The following is a 20,231-nucleotide window of genomic DNA, read 5'->3' as shown; positions in this document are numbered from 1 at the left end:
CATCAGAACTGGCTGCCGAAGGTGAACTGGATGCGTTCTTCGTAATGGCCGTCATCCGCCTGGGTACGCAGCGGAATGGCGAAGTTGATGATCAGCGGACCGATCGGCGCCTGCCAGTGCAGCGAAATACCGGTCGACACGCGCAGCGTGCTGGCGGTGAAGGCCGAGTAGCTCGAGTACGCGTTGCCGACGTCGACGAACCACGACACGCGAGCCGTGTTGATGTCCTTCAGGAACGGCAGCGGCAGGTACAGCTCGGCCGTGCCCAGCACCTTGAACGCACCACCCAGCGGCTGCGCGTAGCTGTACACGCTGCCGGTACAGGTGCCATCCGGGTTCGGCGTGATCGGCACCACCTTGCCCGCGGCATTGGTCGTGGTGCCTACGCAGACGCGGGGACCCAGGGTGTTGTCCTGGAAGCCACGCACGTCGCGCACACCACCGGAGTAGTAGTTTTCCCAGAACGGGAACGGGATCTTCTGGCCGGCCTGGTAGAGGCCATCGTCGCTGCTGTTGTCGAAGGTCTGGCCGTAGGTCTTGCCGTAGCCGACCTGGCCGTCCACGTACAGCACGAAGCCCTTGCCGATCGGCCAGTAGTGGTTGGCCTCGCCGAAGATCTTGTAGTACTGCACGGTGGAGCCGGGCAGGGCGATATCGGTCGACAGCGAGATCAGGCCGCCGCGGGTCGGCGCCCAGTAGCCGTTGCGGGTGTCGTGGTTCCAGCCCAGCGTGGCGTCCCAGGTGTGGATGGTCTCGTGGCCAAGCGCGTTCTGATAATCGATCAGCACCTGCGGCGAGTAGTTGACCGTCTGGGTTTCGGTGTTGCCGTTGGCGTCGATGACGGGGTTGCCGTTCTCGTCCAGAACGGCTTGCTGGTAGCTGAGATTGATCTTGTTGCTGCTCAGGCCCAGGCCGGTGCGGATGTTGTCCGTTTCCGAAATCGGGAAGCTGAGGAAGGCGGAGAACGACTTCATGCTGCTTTCGTAGTTCACGAAGTCGCTGTTGGTATCGCCGTAATTGCTCTTGGTGAAGCCCGCGTTGTAGCCGATGCCCACGCCGCTGTCGGTCAGGTACGGGTTGAAGTAGCTGGCATTGATCGCCGTGGAGTAATCGCTGCGCGACGCGCCCACGGTGAAGCTGTCACCCGTGCCCATGAAGTTGTTCTGCGACACCGACGCGGACAGGATGATGCCCGAGTACTGCGAGTAGCCCACGCCGAACATCAGGCTGCCGGCGGACTGCTCTTCCACCTTCACGGTCAGGTCGACCTGGTCCTCGGTGCCGGGCACCAGGGCCTTGTCGATATTGACGGTCTTGAAGTAGCCCAGGCGCTGCAGGCGGATCTTGGAGCGGTCGATCGCCGGCTGCGAGAACCAGCTGCCTTCCAGCTGGCGCATTTCGCGGCGCATCACGTCGTCTTCCGTGCGGGTGTTGCCCTGGAAGATCACGCGGCGCACGTACACGCGCTTGCCCGGCTCGATGTAGAGCGTCAGGTCGACCGTGCGCTTGTCCTTGTCCAGCTTCGGCACCGGTGTCACCTTGGCGAACGCGTAGCCGATGCTGGCCAGGATGCTCTTGATCGAGTTCGAGCTTGCTTCGATGGCCTTGCGGTTGAAGGTGTCGCCCTTCTTCACGTACACCAGCTGCCTGAGCGAATCCTCGGGGAGGATCAGCTCGCCGAGCAGATGCACGTCGGAGATGGTGTAGATGTCGCCTTCCTTGACGCTGGCGGCGATGTACATGGAGCGCTTGTCCGGCGCGATCGTCACCTGGGTGGAGTCGACGCCGAAGTCCGCATAGCCACGGTCCATGTAGTACGACTGCAGCTTTTCCAGGTCGCCGCTGAGCTTCTCGCGCGAGTACTGGTCGTCCTTGGAGTACCAGGACAGCCAGTTGGACGTGCTCGACTCGAAGCCCTTGCGGATCTCCTTGTCGGTGAACGCCGTGTTGCCGACGATGTTGATTTCCTTGATCTTGGCAACCTTGCCTTCGCGGATCTCAATGTCGATGGCCACGCGGTTGCGATCGAGGTTGGTCACATGCGGGTCGACCGAGACGTTGTACTTGCCGCGGTTGTAGTACTGGCGGATCAGTTCCTGCTGCACGCGGTCCAGCGACAGGCGGTCGAAGGTCTCGCCCTCGGACAGGCCGATCTCCTTCAGGCCCTTGCGCAGGTCGTCTTCCTTGATGTCCTTGTTGCCGCGCAGCGACAGCTTGGCGATCGACGGACGCTCGACCACCTTGATGACCATGATGTCACCCTCGCGATCGATCTCCACGTCACTGAAGAACTTGGTCTGGTACAGGGCACGGATGGCGCGCTGGGCAGCATCGTTGGTCAGGCGGTCGCCCTTGTTGATGGGCAGGTAGTTGAGCACCGTGCCAGTGGAAATACGGCTGAGGCCATCGATACGGATGTCGGAAACGACGAACGGCTCGAATGCAAGTGCATTGGCGGACAGGGAGGCAAGCAGGATCAGGGCGGCGATACGCTTCATCGTCGATTCCGTTGGTTTATTCCGATGAGGCGGCCGAAACCGCCCCGATCAATACGTGAAGCCAGGACAAGCCCAGCCTTGAAAGGGTGCTTGCATCTTCCCCAGATGCGTCGGGTAAACCACCGCCGTGTCCGACGGGCTTGCGCATCGATGCGCAAGCCCTGGACAGGCCATTACCCCCGGACACCGTGCGACTTTCGGCAAAGTCAGCACGTATCACGAGGGCAAGAAGCGATGGATGTCGTTGTAGAAAGCCAATCCCATCAACGTGAACAGCAGCACCAGGCCGACATACTGACCGGCCATCATGGTGCGTTCGCTGACAGGGCTGCCCTTGACCAACTCAATAAGGTAATACAGCAGGTAACCCCCGTCCAAGACGGGGATGGGCATCAGGTTGAGAATCGCAAGACTGAGCGAGACCATGGCCAGGAAGCTCAGGAACCAACCGGCGCCCATATGGGCGGACGCGTTGGCGACCTGGGCGATGCCGATAACGCCGGACAGATTCTTGGTGGAAGCCTGTCCGGTCAACATCTTGCCGATCATGTTGAAGGTCGAGGCGGCCGTGTTCCAGGTGGTCTGCAACGAGGCGCTGGCGGCCTTCAACGGGCCGTAGCGCAGCACGGCGGGTTCGCGTTCCAGCGGCGAGACGCCGATGATCCACGTGGTGGGCTGACCTTCCAGCGACTCCATGCGCGCGGTGATCGTCAGCGGCAGCGTCTTGCCGTCGCGCTCGACCACCACATCCAGGGCGGGCGACTTGGCCGCGTCGAGCGGGATCGCGTGCTGGAAGTCGTCATAGCTGCTCATGGCCTGGCCATTGATGGTCAGGATCCGGTCGCCACCCTTCATGCCGGCCTCGGCGGCCGGCTTGCCCGGCAGCACCGTCGCGGCGACGGGGGGCAGGGGAGCCAGCTTCAGGCCCAGCTTGTCGAGGTACTGCCCGATGTCTTCACCGGCAGGGAGCTGATTGAGCGGCAACACCAGCTTGCGCTCGGCGCCATCGGTGCCGCGCACTTCGACCGGCAGCGGGTCGCGGCCGAGCATCGCGTTGACCACGGCATCCATGGCGTCGCTCCAGGTCGCCACCGGGCTGCCGTCGATGGCCAGGATGCGGTCGCCGGTGCGGACGCCAGCCTCGGCCGCGATGCTCTGCGGCACGGCGGCGATCACCGGGGCGACGTCCGGCTTGCCCACCATGAACATCGCCCAGAACGCCACGAGGGTGAAGATCAGGTTGAAGCCCGGGCCCGCTGCGACGATGGCGATGCGCTGCCACACCGGCTTGCCGGTGAATTCCTGGTTGACCAATGCAGGGTCGACCTCGCCTTCGCGGGCGTCCAGCATCTTCACGTAGCCACCGAGCGGGATCATGGCCACCTGGTATTCGGTGCCGTCCTTGCCGATGCGCTTCCAGATCGCGCGGCCAAAGCCCACGGAGAAGCGCAGCACCTTGACGCCGCAGCGTCGCGCTACCCAGTAGTGGCCGAATTCGTGAAAGGTCACCAGCACGCCAAGCGTAACCAGCAACCAGAACACGGAACCGAAGAGACTATTCATCTGTAAGAGCTTATCAGGCTTGTCAGCACGCGTTGCGGAGGAGGCGTCGGGCGGCGTCGCGGGCTGTCCGGTCGCGTTCATTCAGGGTCTGGACATCGACCACAGCTTGCGGCGGCAGTTCCGTAAGTACGCTCTCGACCAGATCGGCGATGCCGAGGAAGGGCAGGCCGCCCGTGAGAAACGCTTCCACCGCCACTTCGTTCGCGGCGTTGAGGATGGCCGGCGCATCCCCGCCGGCGCGCAGGGCCTGGAAGGCCAGCGCGAGGCAGCGGAAGGTGGCCAGGTCGGGCGACTCGAACGCCAGCGGTGCCGAGGCGGCCAGGTCGAGCGGCGACACGCCGGCTTCGATGCGGGTGGGCCAGGCCAGCGCGTGGGCGATCGCCGTGCGCATGTCCGGATTGCCCAGCTGGGCCAGCACCGAGCCGTCCACGTATTCCACCAGCGAGTGCACCAGGCTTTGCGGATGGACCAGCACGTCGATGACGTCGGGTGATGCGCCGAACAGATGATGCGCCTCGATCACTTCGAGGCCCTTGTTCATCAGCGTGGCCGAATCCACCGAGATCTTGCGCCCCATCACCCAGTTGGGGTGCTTGCAGGCCTGCTCCGGCGTCACGCCCGCCAGTTCGGCGCGGCTGCGCCCGCGGAACGGGCCGCCGGAGGCGGTGAGTATCAGGCGTCGCACACCGCTGCTGGCCAGCGCGGGGCGCCCGCCTGGCAGGCACTGGAAGATTGCGTTGTGCTCGGAGTCCACCGGAATCAGCTCGCCGCCACCCTCGGCCAGCGCGGCCAGCAACAGCGGGCCGGCCATCACGATGGATTCCTTGTTGGCCAGCAGCAGGCGCTTGCCGGTGCGCGCGGCGGCCAGGGTGGAGTCGAGTCCGGCGGCGCCGACGATGGCGGCGACCACGGTGTCGCAGAACGTGCCCGCCACGGCCGCCGTGATGGCGTCGTGGCCGCTGGCGACCTCGCAACGGACGCCCGCGGCAGCCAGCCGACGGGCCAGTTCACCTTCCAGCGCGGGATCGGCGATGACGGCCAGCTCGGGCCGATGACGGACACACAAATCGGCCAATGCCGCCACGTTGCTATGCGCGGTAAGCACGCTGGCGCGGAAGCGCGCGGGGTGACGGGCAATGACGTCGAGCGTGCTGCCGCCGATGGAGCCGGTGGCCCCCAGGACGGCGACATGGCGGAGGGTCGACGTGCTCATAGGCCCAGCAGCAGCTTGCCGATGGCAAACACGGGCAGGGCGGCGAACACGCTGTCGAGGCGATCGAGCAGGCCGCCATGTCCCGGGAACAGGCTGCCCGAGTCCTTTACGGCGGCATGCCGCTTCATCAGGCTCTCCAGCAGGTCGCCGACGATAGAGGCGACCACCGTCACCACGGACAGCACCAGCAGGCCTGCCAGCTGGCCGCCGTGCACGCCCAGCAGCAGGCCGCCGCCCAGCGCCACGGCGGCGCCGGCCACGAACGCGCCATAGACGCCGGCCCAGGTCTTGCCCGGGCTGATGGTGGGGGCAAGCTTGCGCCGGCCGAACTGGCGACCGCTGAAATAGGCGCCGATATCCGCCGCCCACACGATGAACAGGGCCAGCAGGGTCCACCAGTGGCCGTATGCGCCCGAGCCGTGGATGGCCACGGCCGCCACCCAGGCCGGCACGATCACCAGCAGGCCGGCACCCAGCTTGAACAGGAGGTTCTCACGCGTCGGCGCGGCAGCAAAGGCGAAGTGGCGCAGCCACTGGCCGGCCGCGACCCACCAGAGCACGCCCAGGCCGATCAGCGCCGGCCACCACGCGGTATCGCGCACCCACCAGCACAGCGCCAGCAGCACGGCCGTGAAGACCAGCAGGGCACCGCGTACCGCCAGGTCCTGCAGGCCCGACAGGCGGGTCCATTCCCACATGGCGGCCAGGAAGGCGATGGCGATGATCGGTGCGAACAGCCAGGTCGGCGTCAGCAGGATCAGGCCGATCACCAACGGAGCAAGTAGCAGAGCGGTGAGGGTGCGCTGGAGCAGCATGCAGATCCTTGGGTTACGCCTTTTGGGCGACCTGTTCGCCGGTGCGCCCATAGCGGCGCTCACGGCGGGCGTAGTCCTCGATCGCGCTCTTCAGGCACGCGTGGTCGAAGTCAGGCCAGAGGGTATCGGTGAAATGCAGCTCGGCATAGGCCAGCTGCCAAAGCAGGAAATTGCTGACACGGCACTCGCCACCGGTGCGGATGAACAGATCCAGCGGCGGCAGGTCGGACAGGCACATCCAGTGACCCAGCAGTTGCTCGTCGATCTCCTCGGCACGCAGTTCGCCGCGCGCGACCGCCTCGGCCGCCTTGCGCGCCGCCTGCACGATGTCCCAGCGGCCGCCGTAGTTCACCGCCACGTTAAGGTGCAGGGCATCGTTGCCGGCCGTACGCGCCATGGCGGCGAGCATGCGTTGACGCAGGCCGGCATCGAACGCATTCAGGTCTCCGACGAAGCGAATGCGCACGCCGTTGCCATGCAGCTCGTCCACTTCCTTGTCCAGCGCACGCAGGAACAGCTCCATCAGCGCGCTGACCTCGTCCTCGGGACGCCGCCAGTTTTCACTGGAAAAGGCGAACAGGGTGAGCACCTTCACGCCTTCGCGCAGGCAGCTTTCGACCACGGCGCGAACCGCCTTGCGTCCGGCGTTGTGGCCAAACGTGCGCGGGCGGTGACGAAGTTTTGCCCAACGGCCGTTGCCATCCATCACGATGGCGATGTGGCGCGGCAGCCGCGCGATATCGGCGCTGGTCATGGAACAGGCTCTCTGATGGCGCTTAGAGCGCCATCAGCTCCTCTTCCTTGTGCTTGACCACGCTGTCGACGTCCTTGACGAAGCGATCGGTGAGCTTCTGGATTTCATCCTCGGCCCGGCGCTCGTCGTCTTCGGTGATCAGCTTTTCCTTGAGCAGGTCCTTGACCTGCTGCAGGGCGTCACGACGCACGTTGCGGATGGCGACCTTGGCGTTCTCGCCTTCATGGGCCACGTGCTTGGCCAGCTCACGGCGGCGCTCTTCGGTGAGCGGCGGCATGTTCAGGCGAATCACGACGCCGGCGGTGGTCGGCGTGATGCCGACGTCCGAGGCCATGATGGCCTTTTCGATCGGGCCGATCAGGCTCTTCTCGAACGGCGTGATGATGATGGAGCGCGAATCGCCCAGCGCGATCGTGGCGACCTGGTTCAGCGGCATGTCCGAACCGTAGTAGGGCACCTTGATGCCTTCCACCAGGGCGGTGCTGGCGCGGCCGGTGCGCAGGCGGGTCAGGTCGTGCTTGAGCGAGTCGATGCTCTTGCCCATGCGGGTCTGGGCATCGTTCTTGATGTCATTGAGCATGGGTACTCCCCGTAATCCGTGCAAGCCGGCGAGTATAGCAGGGGGTGGTGTGGGCGCGGGATGGGCGGCGGTGCTTCCTCTCCCCCGCGGGTCATTCGAGGGGAGGGGAAGTAACGGCTCAGTGGTCCGACACCAGCGTACCGATGTGCTCGCCGCCCATGATGCGCATGAGGTTGCCGGCCACGGTCATATCGTAGATGCGCAGCGGCATGCGGTGGTCGCGGCAAAGCGCGATGGCGGCGGTGTCCATCACGGCCAGCTTGCGCTCGATCACTTCGTCGTAGGTGAGGTGGTCGTAGCGCGTGGCGTCGCTGTGGCGGGCCGGGTCGGCGGTGTACACGCCGTCGACCTTGGTGGCCTTGAGCAGCAGGTCGGCGCCCACTTCCACGGCGCGCAGCGCGGCGGCGGAGTCGGTGGTGAAGAACGGGTTGCCGGTGCCGGCCGCGAACAGCACGATGCGGCCCTTTTCGATATGGCGGATGGCGCGGCGGCGGATGAAATCCTCGGCCACGTCGTGGATCTGGATCGCGCTCATCACGCGGGCGTAGCCGCCCTTGCGTTCGATGGCGTCCTGCATGGCCAGCGCGTTCATCACGGTGGCGAGCATGCCCATGTGGTCGCCGGTGACGCGATCCATGCCGGCGGCGGCGAGGCCGGCGCCGCGGAAGATGTTGCCGCCGCCGATGACCACGCCGACCTGGATGCCGGCGCGCTGTACTTCGATGATTTCGTCGGCGAGGCGGCCGATGACCTTGGGATCGATGCCGTAATCGGCCTCGCCCATCAGGGCTTCACCGGAGAGCTTGAGCAGGATACGGCGGTAATTAAACGGTGCGCTCATGGGGTCTCCGGATTGTGTGGGGCAAAACGTGCGCATTGTAACGACAGCGACGCGAGCGGGTAAGGGTTTTATGCCGTGGTGGCAGGGGAAAAGCGCCGCTTGGTCGAGGGGGCGCCGACATCCGGCGCACGGTCGCGACCCGCTTCGCAAGGAGGCGGGTTGGGCCGGAACAGGGCTTTCATAAAACAAAAGAGCCGCGGTCTCCCGCGGCTCTTTGGGCGTACGAGGACGGCGAGGTGGTTAGACCTGCATCGCCTTCTGCACTTCGGCCAGATAGTCTTCCTGCACCTTCTCGATGCCTTCGCCCACGACCAGGCGAGCCACGGCCACCACGTCCGCGCCTTCCTTCTTCAGCGCGTCGCCGACGGTGACGTTGGTGTCCAGCACGTACGGCTGGCCGACCAGGGTCACTTCCGAGACGATCTTGTTGATCTTGCCGGAGATGATCTTTTCCAGGATTTCGGCCGGCTTGGCCTTGTCCTTGTCGGTCATCTGGCTCAGCGCGATGTCCTTTTCCTTCGCGATGAACTCGGCCGGGACGTCTTCCGGCTTGATGTGCGGCGGGTTCATGGCCGCCACGTGCATGGCGATGCCTTTGGCCAGCTCTTCCGAGCCGCCCTTGAGCGCCACGATCACGCCGATGCGGCCGCCGTGCAGGTAGGTGGCCAGCGGGCCGTCGTTGGCGATGCGCACCATGCGACGAACCTGGATGTTCTCGCCGATGGTGGCGATCTGGGCCTTGGTAGCCTCTTCGACCGAGCCGCCGGCCGGGTGGGCGGCGGCCTTCAGCGCGTCGACGTCGGCAGCGCCGGACTTCAGCGCCACGTCGGCGACGGAGTCGGCGAATTCCTTGAAGTTCGGGGCCTTGGCCACGAAGTCGGTTTCGCTGTTGATCTCGACCAGCACGGCCTGGCCGTTGGCCGAAGCGGCGGCGATCAGGCCTTCGGCGGCGACGCGGCTGGCCTTCTTGTCGGCCTTGGCCAGGCCGGTCTTGCGCAGGTACTCGACAGCGGCTTCGATGTCGCCGTTGTTCTCGACCAGGGCCTTCTTGCAATCCATCATGCCGGCGCCCGAACGCTCGCGCAGTTCGCTAACCAGTTTTGCGGTAATGGCAGTCATCTGGGTTCCTCAGAATCTTTGAAGCGCCCCGGCCGGTGAAGGCCGGGGCGGGTAAGGCTTACTCGCCGTCCGACGAAGACTCGTCGGCGCGACCGCGGCCGCCACGGCCGCCGTCACGACGCGGTGCGCCGGCACCCTTCTTGGCCGGACCGCGGTTGTCGCGGCGCGGCGGGGCAGCCTTGCGCTCGTCCTTGGCCACCGGGTTGCCTTCTTCGTCCAGCTCGACGAACTCGTTGGCGTCGCCCTGGGCGGCAGCCGGGGCAGCGGCCTTGCCTTCGAGGATGGCGTCAGCGGCAGCGCGGGCGTACAGCTGGATGGCGCGGATGGCGTCGTCGTTGCCCGGGATGGCGTAGTCGACCAGTTCCGGGTTGTAGTTGGTGTCGACCACCGCGATGACCGGGATGCCGAGCTTCTTGGCTTCCTGCACGGCGATGTCTTCGTGGCCGATGTCGATGATGAACAGCGCGTCGGGCAGACGGTTCATGTCCTTGATGCCGCCCAGCGAGTTCTCGAGCTTGTCGCGCTCACGGCGACGGGCCAGCACTTCGTGCTTGACCAGCTTCTCGAAGCTGCCGTCGGTCTCGGCGGCTTCCAGCTCCTTCAGGCGGGCCACGGACTGCTTGACCGTGCGGAAGTTGGTCAGCATGCCGCCGAGCCAGCGGGCGGTGACGAACGGCATGCCGGCGCGTGCGGCTTCCTCGGCCAGCGGCTCACGGGCGGAGCGCTTGGTGCCGACGAACAGCACGGTGCCGCGCTTCTGCGCGATCGCCGAGAGGAAGTTCATCGCGTCGGTGAACAGCGGCAGGGTCTTCTCGAGGTTGATGATGTGGATCTTGCCGCGGGCGCCGAAGATGTACGGGGCCATCTTCGGGTTCCAGTAACGGGTCTGGTGACCGAAATGGACGCCAGCTTCGAGCATCTGGCGCATGGTGACTTGAGCCATGGGGTAACTCCGATTTAAATGGGCCTATTGAAGACCCGGGGGTTGGGACCTCCACGCATCCCCGGCTTCGACCGTGGCAGCCCTTATCATGTGGTGGGCGTACCACGGCACCCCGAAGGCGGTGCCGATGCGTGTGTGGCGTTTAAGTGTCCAATCAAGGACTTGGGGGCTTGTACCGCAACGCGGTTACAATCTCCTCCGCTTTGCGACTACCGGTGGAATCGATCAAATCGGGCACAGGTGGTCAGCAAAACTTCGAAATTGTAGCCGGTACGCCGGCGACGCGGCAAGTTGCCTGGGATTTCACGTTGAACCCGGCCAATTTGTCGCCATGTGAGTGGAACTATGGCAGTCACCCTGAAAACCCCCCAAGACATCCAGGCCATGCGCGAGGCCGGCAAGCTGGCGGCTGAAGTGCTGGCCATGCTCAAGGAGCACGTCAAGCCCGGCGTCACCACCGAGGACCTGGACCGGCTCGCCTACGAGCACATCGTCAACGTGCAGAAGGCGATTCCCGCCAACGTGGGCTACAACGGCTTCCCCAAGACGCTGTGCACCTCGGTCAACCATGTGATCTGCCACGGCATTCCCAGCCCGGGCAAGGTGCTCAAGGACGGCGACATCATCAATCTCGACGTCACCGTCATCAAGGACGGCTGGCACGGCGACACCAGCCGCATGTATTTCGTCGGCACCCCGTCGGTGCTGGCCAAGCGCCTGGTGGACACCACCTACGAGGCGATGATGCGCGGCATCGAGGCGGTGCGTCCCGGCGCCACCCTCGGCGACATCGGCGCGGCCATCCAGAAGCACGCCGAGGCGGCGGGTTTCTCGGTGGTGCGCGAGTACTGCGGCCACGGCATCGGCAAGGTCTATCACGACGAACCGCAGGTGCTGCACTACGGCCGGCCGAGTACCGGGCTGGAACTGAAGAAGGGCATGACCTTCACGGTCGAGCCGATGGTCAATGCCGGCAAGCCGCAGACCAAGCAGTTGCCCGATGGCTGGACGGTGGTCACCAAGGACCATTCGCTCTCGGCACAGTGGGAGCACACCATCGCGGTGACCGACGATGGCTTCGAGATCCTGACGCCCTGGCCTGACGCGGCCTGAGGCGCGTTGCCGTGGTGGTGCTGGGGCTGTTCGAGTCCTGGCGTCAGCACGTGGTTGTCCTTGAGGGCCCCGTGGGACCCTGATACGGCGCGCGCATGGCAGACTTGTCATGTCGCCCCAAGCGCTTCCAGCCCATGCCTGTCGCCCCCATCGTGCTTCCCCCCTTGCCGCGCCTGCCGCCGGTGGTGCCGCGCTCGGGCGTGTCTAGCGATGCGCGGCGGGCGCTGCGGCAATTGCTGGGCGACGTCGATCGCGCGTTGGCCACGGCCTTTCGCGACGGCGCTGACGCCACCGCGCTGGCGCGTCGTCGCAGCGAGTCGGTGCAGCGCGTCGTGGTGCACGTGTGGACGGCCTGCCTCGGCGAGGTCAGCGACGCGGCATTGTTCGCTGTGGGCGGCTTCGGCCGTGGCCTGCTGTTTCCGTATTCGGACGTCGACCTGCTGGCGCTGGTGGGGCCGTCCGAACCGGCGCGCCTGCGCGCGCTGGAACAGTGTTTCGCCACCCTGTGGGATATCGGCCTGAAGGTCGGCCATGCGGTGCGCGACCTCGCGCAGTGCCGCGCGCTGGCGGCGCAGGACGCCAGCGTGTTCACCAGTCTGCTCGATGCGCGGCGGCTGGTGGGCGATGCGGCGCTGGAGCAAGGCCTCAAGGCGATCATCGACGACCCCGCACTATGGCCGCCGGCCGCGTACCTGGCGGCGCGCCTGGCCGAACGCGATGCGCGCCATGCGCGCTACAACGACACCGCCTACAACCTGGAGCCCAACCTGAAGGACGGCCCCGGTGGTCTGCGCACGCTCGATTCATTGCGCTGGCTCGGTCGTCGCCTGGCGCATGCCGACGACTTCGAGGACATGGTGGGCGAGGGTCTGCTCGATCCGGCCGAGAAGGACAGCCTGGAACAATCCGAGGCTACCCTGCGCCGTTACCGTTTCGCCTTGCACCTGGAGGCCGGCCGGCCCGAGGAACGGCTGCTGTTCGACTACCAGCGCGCGCTGGCCGCCCGGCTGGGCTTCCAGGACGAGCACGCGAAGAATCTCGGCGTCGAGCAGTTCATGCAGGGCTATTACCGCGCGGCCAGCCAGGTGGAACGACTGGGCGTGCAGATTGCCGAGCGCTTCGAGGAAATGCTCGAAACGCCGACTGCCGCGCAACCGGTAGGCGAGGATTTCATCCGCTACGGCCACCGTCTTGCCGTGCGCGATGGCGAGCTCTTCATGCGCCACCCGGCGGCGCTGGTGGAGGCGTTTATCGTGCGCCTGGGCGAACCGGGCATCACCGGTTTCACCGCCGACACCATGCGGCGCATTCACCAGGCCACCGCGGCGCTGGGGCCCACGCTGGCCGACGATGCCGAGGTGCTGGCCGCCTTCCTGCGCCTGCTGCGGCTGGGCGCGCCCGCGGTGGAGGCATTGTGGCGCATGAATCGCCATGGCTTGCTCGCCGCCATCCTGCCGGCGTTCGGCAAGGTGTTCGGTCGCATGCAGTACGACCTGTTCCATGTCTACACGGTGGACGAACACACGCTACGGGTGCTGCGCAACGTGGCCCGCTTCGCCGAGCCGGCCGCGGCCGCCGAATTTCCCATCGCCTGCGAGATCTGGCCCACGCTGGCCAAGCCCGAGCTGTTGCTGCTCGCTGCGTTGTTCCACGACATCGCCAAGGGGCGTGGTGGCGATCACTCCGTGCTCGGCGAGGAGGAGGCGCTGGCCTTCGGTCATCGACTGGGCCTGCCCGAGCAAGACACGCAACTGATCGCCTGGCTGGTGCGCTGGCACCTGTTGATGAGCACCACAGCGCAGCGCCAGGACATCACCGATCCCGACGTGGTGCAGCGTTTTGCCGAAACCGTGGGCGAGGCCGAGCGGCTGGACCTGCTCTACCTGCTGACCATCGCCGACATCATCGGTACCAGCCCCAAGCTATGGAACGGCTGGAAGGATCGCCTGCTGGCGGACCTCTACACCGCCACGCGCTACGCGCTGCGCAGCGAGGACCAGTTGCCCGCGGACGCCGAGGCGCGCGTGCGTGCCTGTCGTGAAAAGGCACTGGCGCTGCTGCAAGTGGACGGCTATACGGCGGACGACTGCCGGCGCATCTGGCGTGGTTTTCCGGAGTCGAGTTTCCTGCGCCATCATCCCGAGCAGATCGCCTGGCAGACCGCGGCGATCCTGCATGCGCGCGGCGCCACGCCGTTGGTGGAAGTGCACCCCAAGTCGGTGCGCGGCACCACCGAGCTGTTCGTCTACGCGCCGGATCGCGACGGCCTGTTCGCGGCGGTGACGGCCATGCTGGACCGCTTGCACTTCTCGGTGATGGAAGCACGCGTGCTCAGTTCATCCACCGGCATGGCGCTGGATACGTTCCTGTTGCTGGAATCGGACACCCAGCAGCCGGCCAGCGCCGAGCGCGCGGACGAACTCAAGCAACGCCTGCATCGCGCGCTGTCGCAGCCCGGGCATGCGCACCAGCCGTCGCGGCGCAGCATGTCGCGCCATCTCAAGCATTTCCAGGCGGCGCCCAAGATCGCCTTCAGCACGGTGGGCGGACGCACGCGCCTGGCGCTGGTGTGCAGCGATCGCCCGGGCCTGCTGGCGGCGGTCGCGCAGGCCATGATGGATGCCGGCGTGCGCGTGCACGACGCGCGCATCGCCACCTTCGGCGAGCGCGTGGAAGATTTCTTCCTCATCACCGACCGCCACGACGCGCCGCTGGGCGTGGAGCAGCAGGACCGCCTGCTGCACGCCCTGCTGGACCGGCTGGGGACGGCCAGACGGGCTTAGGCGCGGGCAGGCGCGTGATGCCTCGCCCTGAATACGCCGGTTCCGTTAGCATGCGTGGCTGTTATCCCCTCGCATCCCAACGCCATGCAAAGCATCGAATCCCTCATCAATGACGCCTTCGAGCGTCGCAACGAGTTGACCCAGGCCGAGATCGAAACCCATCTGCGTCCCGCCGTGGAACAGGTCATCGACCTGCTGGAATCGGGCGAGCGCCGCGTGGCCGAGCCCGATGGCAACGGCGGCTGGACGGTCAACCAGTGGATCAAGAAGGCCGTGCTGCTGTATTTCCGCATCAACGGCAATCGCGTAGTCGATGGCGGCCCGGCGCTGGCGTTCGACAAGGTGCCGCTGCGCTTCGCCCATGGCAACGACGCCGAGCTGCAGGGCCTGGGCGCGCGCGTGGTGCCTGGCGCGCTGGTGCGCCGTGGCGCGCACGTGGCGAAAGACGCCGTGCTGATGCCCAGCTACGTGAACATCGGCGCCCATGTGGGCGCGGGCAGCATGATCGACACCTGGGCCACGGTGGGGTCGTGCGCGCAGATCGGCGCGGGCGTGCATCTTTCCGGTGGCGTCGGCATCGGCGGCGTGCTGGAACCGCTGCAGGCCAACCCCACCATCATCGAGGACCACTGCTTTATCGGCGCACGCTCGGAAGTGGTCGAGGGCGTGATCGTGGAGAAGGGCAGCGTGATCGGCATGGGCGTGTTCCTGGGCCAGTCCACCCGCATCTACAACCGCGCCACCGGCGAGATCAGCTACGGCCGAGTGCCGGCCGGCAGCGTGGTGGTGGCCGGCAGCCTGCCGTCCAAGGACGGCACGCACAGCTTGTACGCCGCGATCATCGTCAAGCAGGTGGACGAGAAGACGCGCAGCAAGACCGGCATCAACGAACTGCTGCGGAGCGCCGAATGAGCGTGACGCTGTACGGCCTCACCACCTGCGATACCTGCCGCAAGGCGCGCAACTGGCTGGATCGCTTCGAGGTGCCGTTTACCTTTGTCGACTATCGCGCGAACCCCGTGCCGGCCGCGACCTTGAAGGTATGGGCGCAGCAGCTGGGCGGTTGGGAGAAGCTGGTCAACAAGGCTTCCACCACCTGGCGCGGCTTGCTGCCGCAGCGCAAGAACCCGGGCAGTGATCCGGAGTGGACGTTGCTGCTCAAGGAATACCCGGCCCTGATCCGCCGCCCGGTAGTACTGCAGGAGGATGGAGCGGTCAGCGTGGGTTTCAGCGACAACGGCTTCAAGAAGCTGTTCGGCAAGTGACATGAGCAAGCCACGCTCGGCCAGACACTATCGCGGCAACCTGCGCATCGAGCGCGACAACGCCGCGCTCTACGACAACCTGGCCGAGCTGGCGTCGGACGAGCGCCTCAGTCGCGCCTATCGCCGCATTGCCGATGGCGAGCGCGCCAATGCGCTGTTCTGGGAAGCAAGGCTCAAGCAGATGGGAGCGGCCGTGCCGCCACCGCGAGCCGGTGCGCGCGTGCGCGTGCTGACCTGGTTTGCGCGCCAGTTCGGCACTGAGTTCGTGATGCCCACGGTGGTGCGGCTGGAGCATGCCGATCATCTGCCGACGCCGGTGGACCGCAGCGGCCATCGCGATCATTTCCTCGAACCCCAGGCGCCGACCACGCGCAGTGGCCGCCATCGCACGCAAAGCGGCAATACGCTGCGTGCCGCGGTGCTGGGAGCGAACGATGGGCTGGTTTCCAACGCCAGTCTGGTGATGGGCATGGTCGGCGCCGCCTCGGGTGACCATGCCATTCTGCTGGCGGGTTTCGCCGGACTGGTTGCGGGGGCGTGTTCGATGGCGTTGGGCGAGTGGCTGTCGGTGAACAGTTCGCGCGAGTTCTATCAGGCGCAGATTGCCGCGCGCGCCGAACGCCTGGCGGTGGCGCCGGAAGACGGCACGCGCAGCATCGCCGGCATCTATCGCGAGAAGGGCATGGAGCCCGGCACGGCGGAAGCCTTGGCGGAGCAGATTTCCGAGCGCCCCCGTACGGCGCTCGACACCCTGGTGCGCGAGGATCTGGGTATCGATCCAGAAGAGCTGGGTGGTTCCGCCTATGGCGCCGCCATCTCGTCGTTCTGCCTGTTCGCGCTGGGCGCGTTCTTTCCGGTGGTGCCGTACCTGTTCCTGCACGGCCATGCCGCGTTCCTGGCCAGCATGGGTTCCACCACCGCCGGGCTGGTGCTGATCGGCATGGGCACGGCCTTGTTCACCGGGCGTAGCATGGCGTTTTCCATCGCGCGTCAACTTGGCATCACCGTGTCCGCCGCCGCGATTACCTATGCCGTGGGTCATGTATTGGGTGCGGCGCTGGTCGGGTGACGGCGCGCCGTTCGCTTATCTGAGGAAAACCGATGTCCGCCGTATTCGATCTCGCCTGTGAACTGATCAGCCGCCGCTCGGTAACGCCCGATGATGCGGGTTGCCAGGCTTTGATCGCGGCGCGACTGACCCAGGCCGGGTTCCGTTGCGAGCACTTGCGCTTCGGCGAGGTGGACAATCTCTGGGCCACGCATGGCAGCGGTGGCCCGTTGCTGGTGTTCCTGGGGCATACCGACGTGGTGCCCAGCGGCCCGGTGGAAAACTGGCAGGGCGACCCGTTCGAGCCGGTCGTTCGCGATGGACGTCTATATGGCCGTGGCGCGGCCGACATGAAAAGTGGCGTGGCCGCGATGGTGGTGGCGCTGGAAGCGTTCGTGACGAGGCATCCGCATCATCGGGGGCGTGTGGGCCTGCTGCTGACCAGCGACGAGGAAGGCCCTGCCAACCTCGACGGCGTGCGCCGCGTGGCGGAGCATTTCCGCAGCACTGGCGAGCGCATCGACTGGTGCGTGGTGGGTGAACCGTCGTCGAAGGAACGCCTGGGCGACCTGATCCGCGTCGGACGTCGCGGCTCGTTGTCGGGCACGCTCGTCGTGCGCGGCGTGCAGGGGCATGTGGCGTATCCGGAGAAGGCCAGGAACCCCATCCACGCCTTCGCGCCCGCGCTGGCCGAACTCGCCGCCGAACGCTGGGACGAGGGCAACCAGGATTTCCCGCCCACTTCGTTCCAGGTGTCCAACCTCAACGCGGGCACCGGCGCCAACAACGTCATCCCCGGCACGCTGACCGCGCTGATCAATTTCCGCTACAGCACAGCCAGCAGCGCGCAGGACTTGCGTGCGCGCACCGAAGCCATCCTCGACCGGCACGGGCTGGACTGGCAGGTCGACTGGTCGTTGTCCGGCGAGCCGTTCCTCACGCCGCCGGGCGGTGCCGTGCGCGAGGCGGTGGTCGCGGCCTGCCGCGAGCTATGCGGCATCGCGCCGGAAGAAAGCACCGGCGGCGGCACTTCCGATGGCCGCTTTATCGCCCCGCTGGGTGCGGAGGTGGTGGAGCTGGGGCCGGTCAACGCCACCATCCACAAGGTGGATGAATGCGTGGCGGTGGATGATCTGGAAAAGCTGCCGTCGCTGTACCTGGCGGTGTGCGAGCGGCTGCTGGGCTGACCTTTTCGGCAGGGACCGGAAGCCGGTCGGGCTTCCGGTCCGCAGCGATGCCGGCTCAAGGGGCGGCCGGCACCAACGTCAGCGTGTGCTGCTCCGGTCCCGGCAACAGCGGGGTGGGGCGGCCATTGACCCAGTCTTCCTCGCCGGCGCCGTGATAGGGCGACAGCGGGTTGTCGCTCTGGCCTCCGGGCATGTGCAGGATGCTTTGCGCCTCGTGGCCGGGCATGGCGTCCAGACGTTCGGAGGCGCCGAAGCCCGGCGAGACGACGCGCGGCATGTTGTGGTCGCCGGCCACCGCTTCGTCAGGCATGTCGAGGAAGCGGGCGACGAAGGGCGGCAGTGCACGCGACAACGGATCCCGGATGCCTGTGCGATTGATCTCGCCCCAGTTGCGTGCGGCCAGGCCACCCGGCTGCTTGCCCAGTTCGTCGACCACCTGGCGCGCGCTGGCCAGCAGCAGGGCATTCCAGTTGTCGTACTTCGCATCGAGCAACTGGATCGGGCGGTCGCGCACCAGGGTCCATACGGCGGCTTCGGCGTCGATCATGCCGGGCCAGCTGAAATCGTCGTATTTCTGCTTCACCCGCGCCACGAACGGTGACAGCACGTTCTCCTTCACCTTGTCGCGGAAGGCGCGCACCAGCCGGTAGTCGACGCTGCTGGGGTCGGCGCGTCCGGTCCAGCTGGCGGTGAGCTGGCGCAACTGTTCCAGTGCGGGATCGTTGGTGCCGGCCAGGGTGTCCTGCAACAGGCGTTGCCAGCGGGTGAGCAGCACCGCGCGATCGTCCAGTTGCACGTCGAGCAGGTTGCCGGGCGTGAAGCTGCCGCGGGCGCGCAGGTCGTCGCGGATCTGCTGGGCGCGTGCGCCCAGGTCGTGGCCGCCATTGCCCAGCAGGGCAAGGTCGTCGCCATCGACGGTGCGATTGTTGGCGGTCCACAGGCGGCCATCGGCGGGATCTTCGATGCGCGGATACTGCGAGGCATCGGCGCAGCCCACCCAGCCGGTGTCCGCGCTGGACCAGTCGGCCGGCAGCTGCGGATCGAAGCCCTTGCGCAGCGGAATGCAGTCGCCGGTGACGGTCCAGCCGATATGGCCGGCGCTGTCGGCCGCCAGCAGGTTTTGCGGCGGCATGCCCATGGTGTGCGCCAGGTCCAGCGCGGCGTGGGCGCTATCGGCATGTTCCAGCTGCATCACGCCCAGGTTGTAGCCCTGCGCACGATCGCCGATCCACGCCAGCGCCATCGGCGTGCCGTCGGTGTCCTTGCCCATGATCGGGCCCCAGCGCGTGTCTTCGACCTTCAGCGTGTGGCTGGGGGCGTCCTTGATGCGGATGACCTCGTCGTGCGATTCGATGCTGGCCCAGCCTTCCGGCACCTTGTAGCGGCTCGGGTCGTTCGGGTCGCGCAGCACGCGCACCCAGTCCAGCCAGTCGCCGTAGCTGTTGGTGAAACCCCAGGCCACCTGGCCATTGGAGCCGACCACCAGGGCCGGCGTGCCGGGCAGGGAGACACCACTGGCATCGCGCTGGCCCGCCGGGGCGGTGGGATCGGGATAGCGCAGGCGCACGCGGAACCAGATGTTGGGCACGCGCAGGCCCAGGTGCATGTCGTTGGCGAGAATGGCCGCGCCGTTTTCGGTAAGGCTGCCAGCCACCGCGAAGTTGTTGCTGCCAGGGCGCGCCTCGTCCAGCGCGGGCAACAGGGCCGCGGTGAGGGCGCTGCTGTCCGTGGCTGTCGACGGTTGCGCCTGGCGCAGGTTGAGCACGTCGGGCCCGGGGATCACCGGCGGATGCGAAAGATCGCCTTTCAACGGCGCTTCCCAGTTGGGATCGGGCGACAGCAGGAAATCCGCCACCGGCGCCGGCAAGGCGGAGCGCAGCTCGGCGATATGCAGCTCGCGCTCGTTGCGGCCGTCGCCGTTGAGGTCCAGGTACATCGCGGCGATCACCAGGAAGCTGTCTTCGGGGCGCCACGGCTGCGGCTTCTCGTTGAGCAGCAGGTATTCCCACGGTTTCACGTGCAGATCGGCCAGGCCGGCGTTGACGCCCGCGGCATACAGATCGAGCGCGTGCTTTTGCGCCGGCGCCAGCTGCGCATAAGCGGCTTCGGCCACGCTGCGCAGGCGATGGCGACGATGGTTGATGTCGGTATCCAGCGCCTTGGCGCCCACCAGTTCGGACAGCTCGCCGGCCGGCAGGCGGCGCATCAGGTCCATCGCGAAGAAGCGTTCCTGGCCGTGCACGTAACCCAGCGCGAAGCTCACGTCGTCGCGGCTTTGCCCCTTCAAGGTCACCGTACCCAGCGCGTCGCGGGTGATCGACACGGCGTCCTTGAGGCCGGCCAGGCGCACCTCGCCGTCGAGTTGCGCGCGACTGCCGGCGATCAGGTACCAGCCGGCGAGCAGCACGCCGACCACCAGTATCAGCAGCGTGCCGATGAGATAACGAAGCCAGCGAAAACGTCGTGCTTGGGTCATGGCGTGCGGAACCAGGTTCGTCGATGGAGGTGG

The 20,231-nt window shown here is 66.5% G+C and carries 16 protein-coding genes; 6 read left to right on the top strand and 10 right to left on the bottom strand.

What is annotated here, in order from left to right; all coding sequences use genetic code 11:
* Positions 1–2: 2 nt before the first annotated feature.
* The 9 genes from bamA to rpsB form a co-directional block, all read right to left on the bottom strand.
* Complete coding sequence (bamA, locus tag MJ606_RS00675; RefSeq protein ID WP_243047447.1) at positions 3–2,498, bottom strand: outer membrane protein assembly factor BamA; 2,496 nt, start codon at positions 2,496–2,498, stop codon at positions 3–5.
* Between the two features lie 216 nt (positions 2,499–2,714).
* Entirely contained in the window at positions 2,715–4,061 is a 1,347-nt protein-coding gene (gene rseP / locus MJ606_RS00670) for an RIP metalloprotease RseP (RefSeq protein WP_243047446.1), read from the bottom strand.
* Between the two features lie 22 nt (positions 4,062–4,083).
* On the bottom strand, positions 4,084–5,274 hold the full coding sequence (locus tag MJ606_RS00665) for a 1-deoxy-D-xylulose-5-phosphate reductoisomerase (protein ID WP_243047445.1): 1,191 nt from the start codon (positions 5,272–5,274) through the stop codon (positions 4,084–4,086).
* Positions 5,271–6,089, bottom strand: coding sequence for a phosphatidate cytidylyltransferase (locus MJ606_RS00660; protein WP_243047444.1), 819 nt, complete (start codon positions 6,087–6,089; stop codon positions 5,271–5,273). Before MJ606_RS00660 ends, MJ606_RS00665 begins: the two co-directional genes overlap by 4 nt.
* Before the next feature lie 13 nt (positions 6,090–6,102).
* Positions 6,103–6,843, bottom strand: a complete 741-nt coding sequence (gene uppS, locus MJ606_RS00655) for a polyprenyl diphosphate synthase (protein ID WP_243047442.1) — start codon at positions 6,841–6,843, stop codon at positions 6,103–6,105.
* Positions 6,844–6,865: 22 nt separating this feature from the next.
* Positions 6,866–7,423, bottom strand: a complete 558-nt coding sequence (gene frr, locus MJ606_RS00650; protein WP_243047441.1) for a ribosome recycling factor — start codon at positions 7,421–7,423, stop codon at positions 6,866–6,868.
* A gap of 118 nt (positions 7,424–7,541) precedes the next feature.
* Entirely contained in the window at positions 7,542–8,264 is a 723-nt protein-coding gene (gene pyrH, locus MJ606_RS00645; RefSeq protein WP_243047440.1) for a UMP kinase, read from the bottom strand.
* A gap of 240 nt (positions 8,265–8,504) precedes the next feature.
* Positions 8,505–9,383: a translation elongation factor Ts gene (gene tsf / locus MJ606_RS00640; RefSeq protein WP_243047438.1), complete on the bottom strand. Its 879-nt coding sequence runs from the start codon at positions 9,381–9,383 to the stop codon at positions 8,505–8,507.
* Positions 9,384–9,441: 58 nt separating this feature from the next.
* Positions 9,442–10,326: a 30S ribosomal protein S2 gene (gene rpsB, locus MJ606_RS00635; RefSeq protein ID WP_243047435.1), complete on the bottom strand. Its 885-nt coding sequence runs from the start codon at positions 10,324–10,326 to the stop codon at positions 9,442–9,444.
* 345 nt (positions 10,327–10,671) lie between these two features.
* On the opposite strand from rpsB, the gene map reads away from it, so the two are divergent.
* From map to dapE, 6 genes are all read left to right on the top strand, one after another.
* Entirely contained in the window at positions 10,672–11,439 is a 768-nt protein-coding gene (gene map / locus MJ606_RS00630; protein ID WP_243047434.1) for a type I methionyl aminopeptidase, read from the top strand.
* Between the two features lie 134 nt (positions 11,440–11,573).
* Entirely contained in the window at positions 11,574–14,222 is a 2,649-nt protein-coding gene (glnD, locus tag MJ606_RS00625; protein WP_243048546.1) for a [protein-PII] uridylyltransferase, read from the top strand.
* An 84-nt stretch (positions 14,223–14,306) separates the two neighbouring features.
* Positions 14,307–15,134: a 2,3,4,5-tetrahydropyridine-2,6-dicarboxylate N-succinyltransferase gene (gene dapD / locus MJ606_RS00620; protein WP_243047433.1), complete on the top strand. Its 828-nt coding sequence runs from the start codon at positions 14,307–14,309 to the stop codon at positions 15,132–15,134.
* Positions 15,131–15,487, top strand: a complete 357-nt coding sequence (locus MJ606_RS00615; protein ID WP_243047432.1) for a Spx/MgsR family RNA polymerase-binding regulatory protein — start codon at positions 15,131–15,133, stop codon at positions 15,485–15,487. The genes dapD and MJ606_RS00615 overlap by 4 nt, the downstream gene beginning before the upstream one ends.
* Before the next feature lies 1 nt (position 15,488).
* Positions 15,489–16,556, top strand: coding sequence for a VIT1/CCC1 transporter family protein (locus tag MJ606_RS00610; RefSeq protein ID WP_243047430.1), 1,068 nt, complete (start codon positions 15,489–15,491; stop codon positions 16,554–16,556).
* Between the two features lie 32 nt (positions 16,557–16,588).
* Positions 16,589–17,722, top strand: coding sequence for a succinyl-diaminopimelate desuccinylase (gene dapE / locus MJ606_RS00605; RefSeq protein WP_243047429.1), 1,134 nt, complete (start codon positions 16,589–16,591; stop codon positions 17,720–17,722).
* 55 nt (positions 17,723–17,777) lie between these two features.
* Here the strand turns inward: dapE and MJ606_RS00600 are convergent, their stop codons facing one another.
* Complete coding sequence (locus MJ606_RS00600) at positions 17,778–20,198, bottom strand: penicillin acylase family protein (protein WP_243047428.1); 2,421 nt, start codon at positions 20,196–20,198, stop codon at positions 17,778–17,780.
* Between the last annotated feature and the right edge of the window lie 33 nt (positions 20,199–20,231).

Origin of the sequence: Dyella sp. RRB7, assembly GCF_022761115.1 — a bacterium.
In the GTDB taxonomy this organism is placed as follows: Bacteria; Pseudomonadota; Gammaproteobacteria; order Xanthomonadales; family Rhodanobacteraceae; genus Dyella.
The sequence above is the reverse complement of the archived record's forward strand: the minus strand, read 5'-3'. Positions and strand labels throughout refer to the sequence as shown.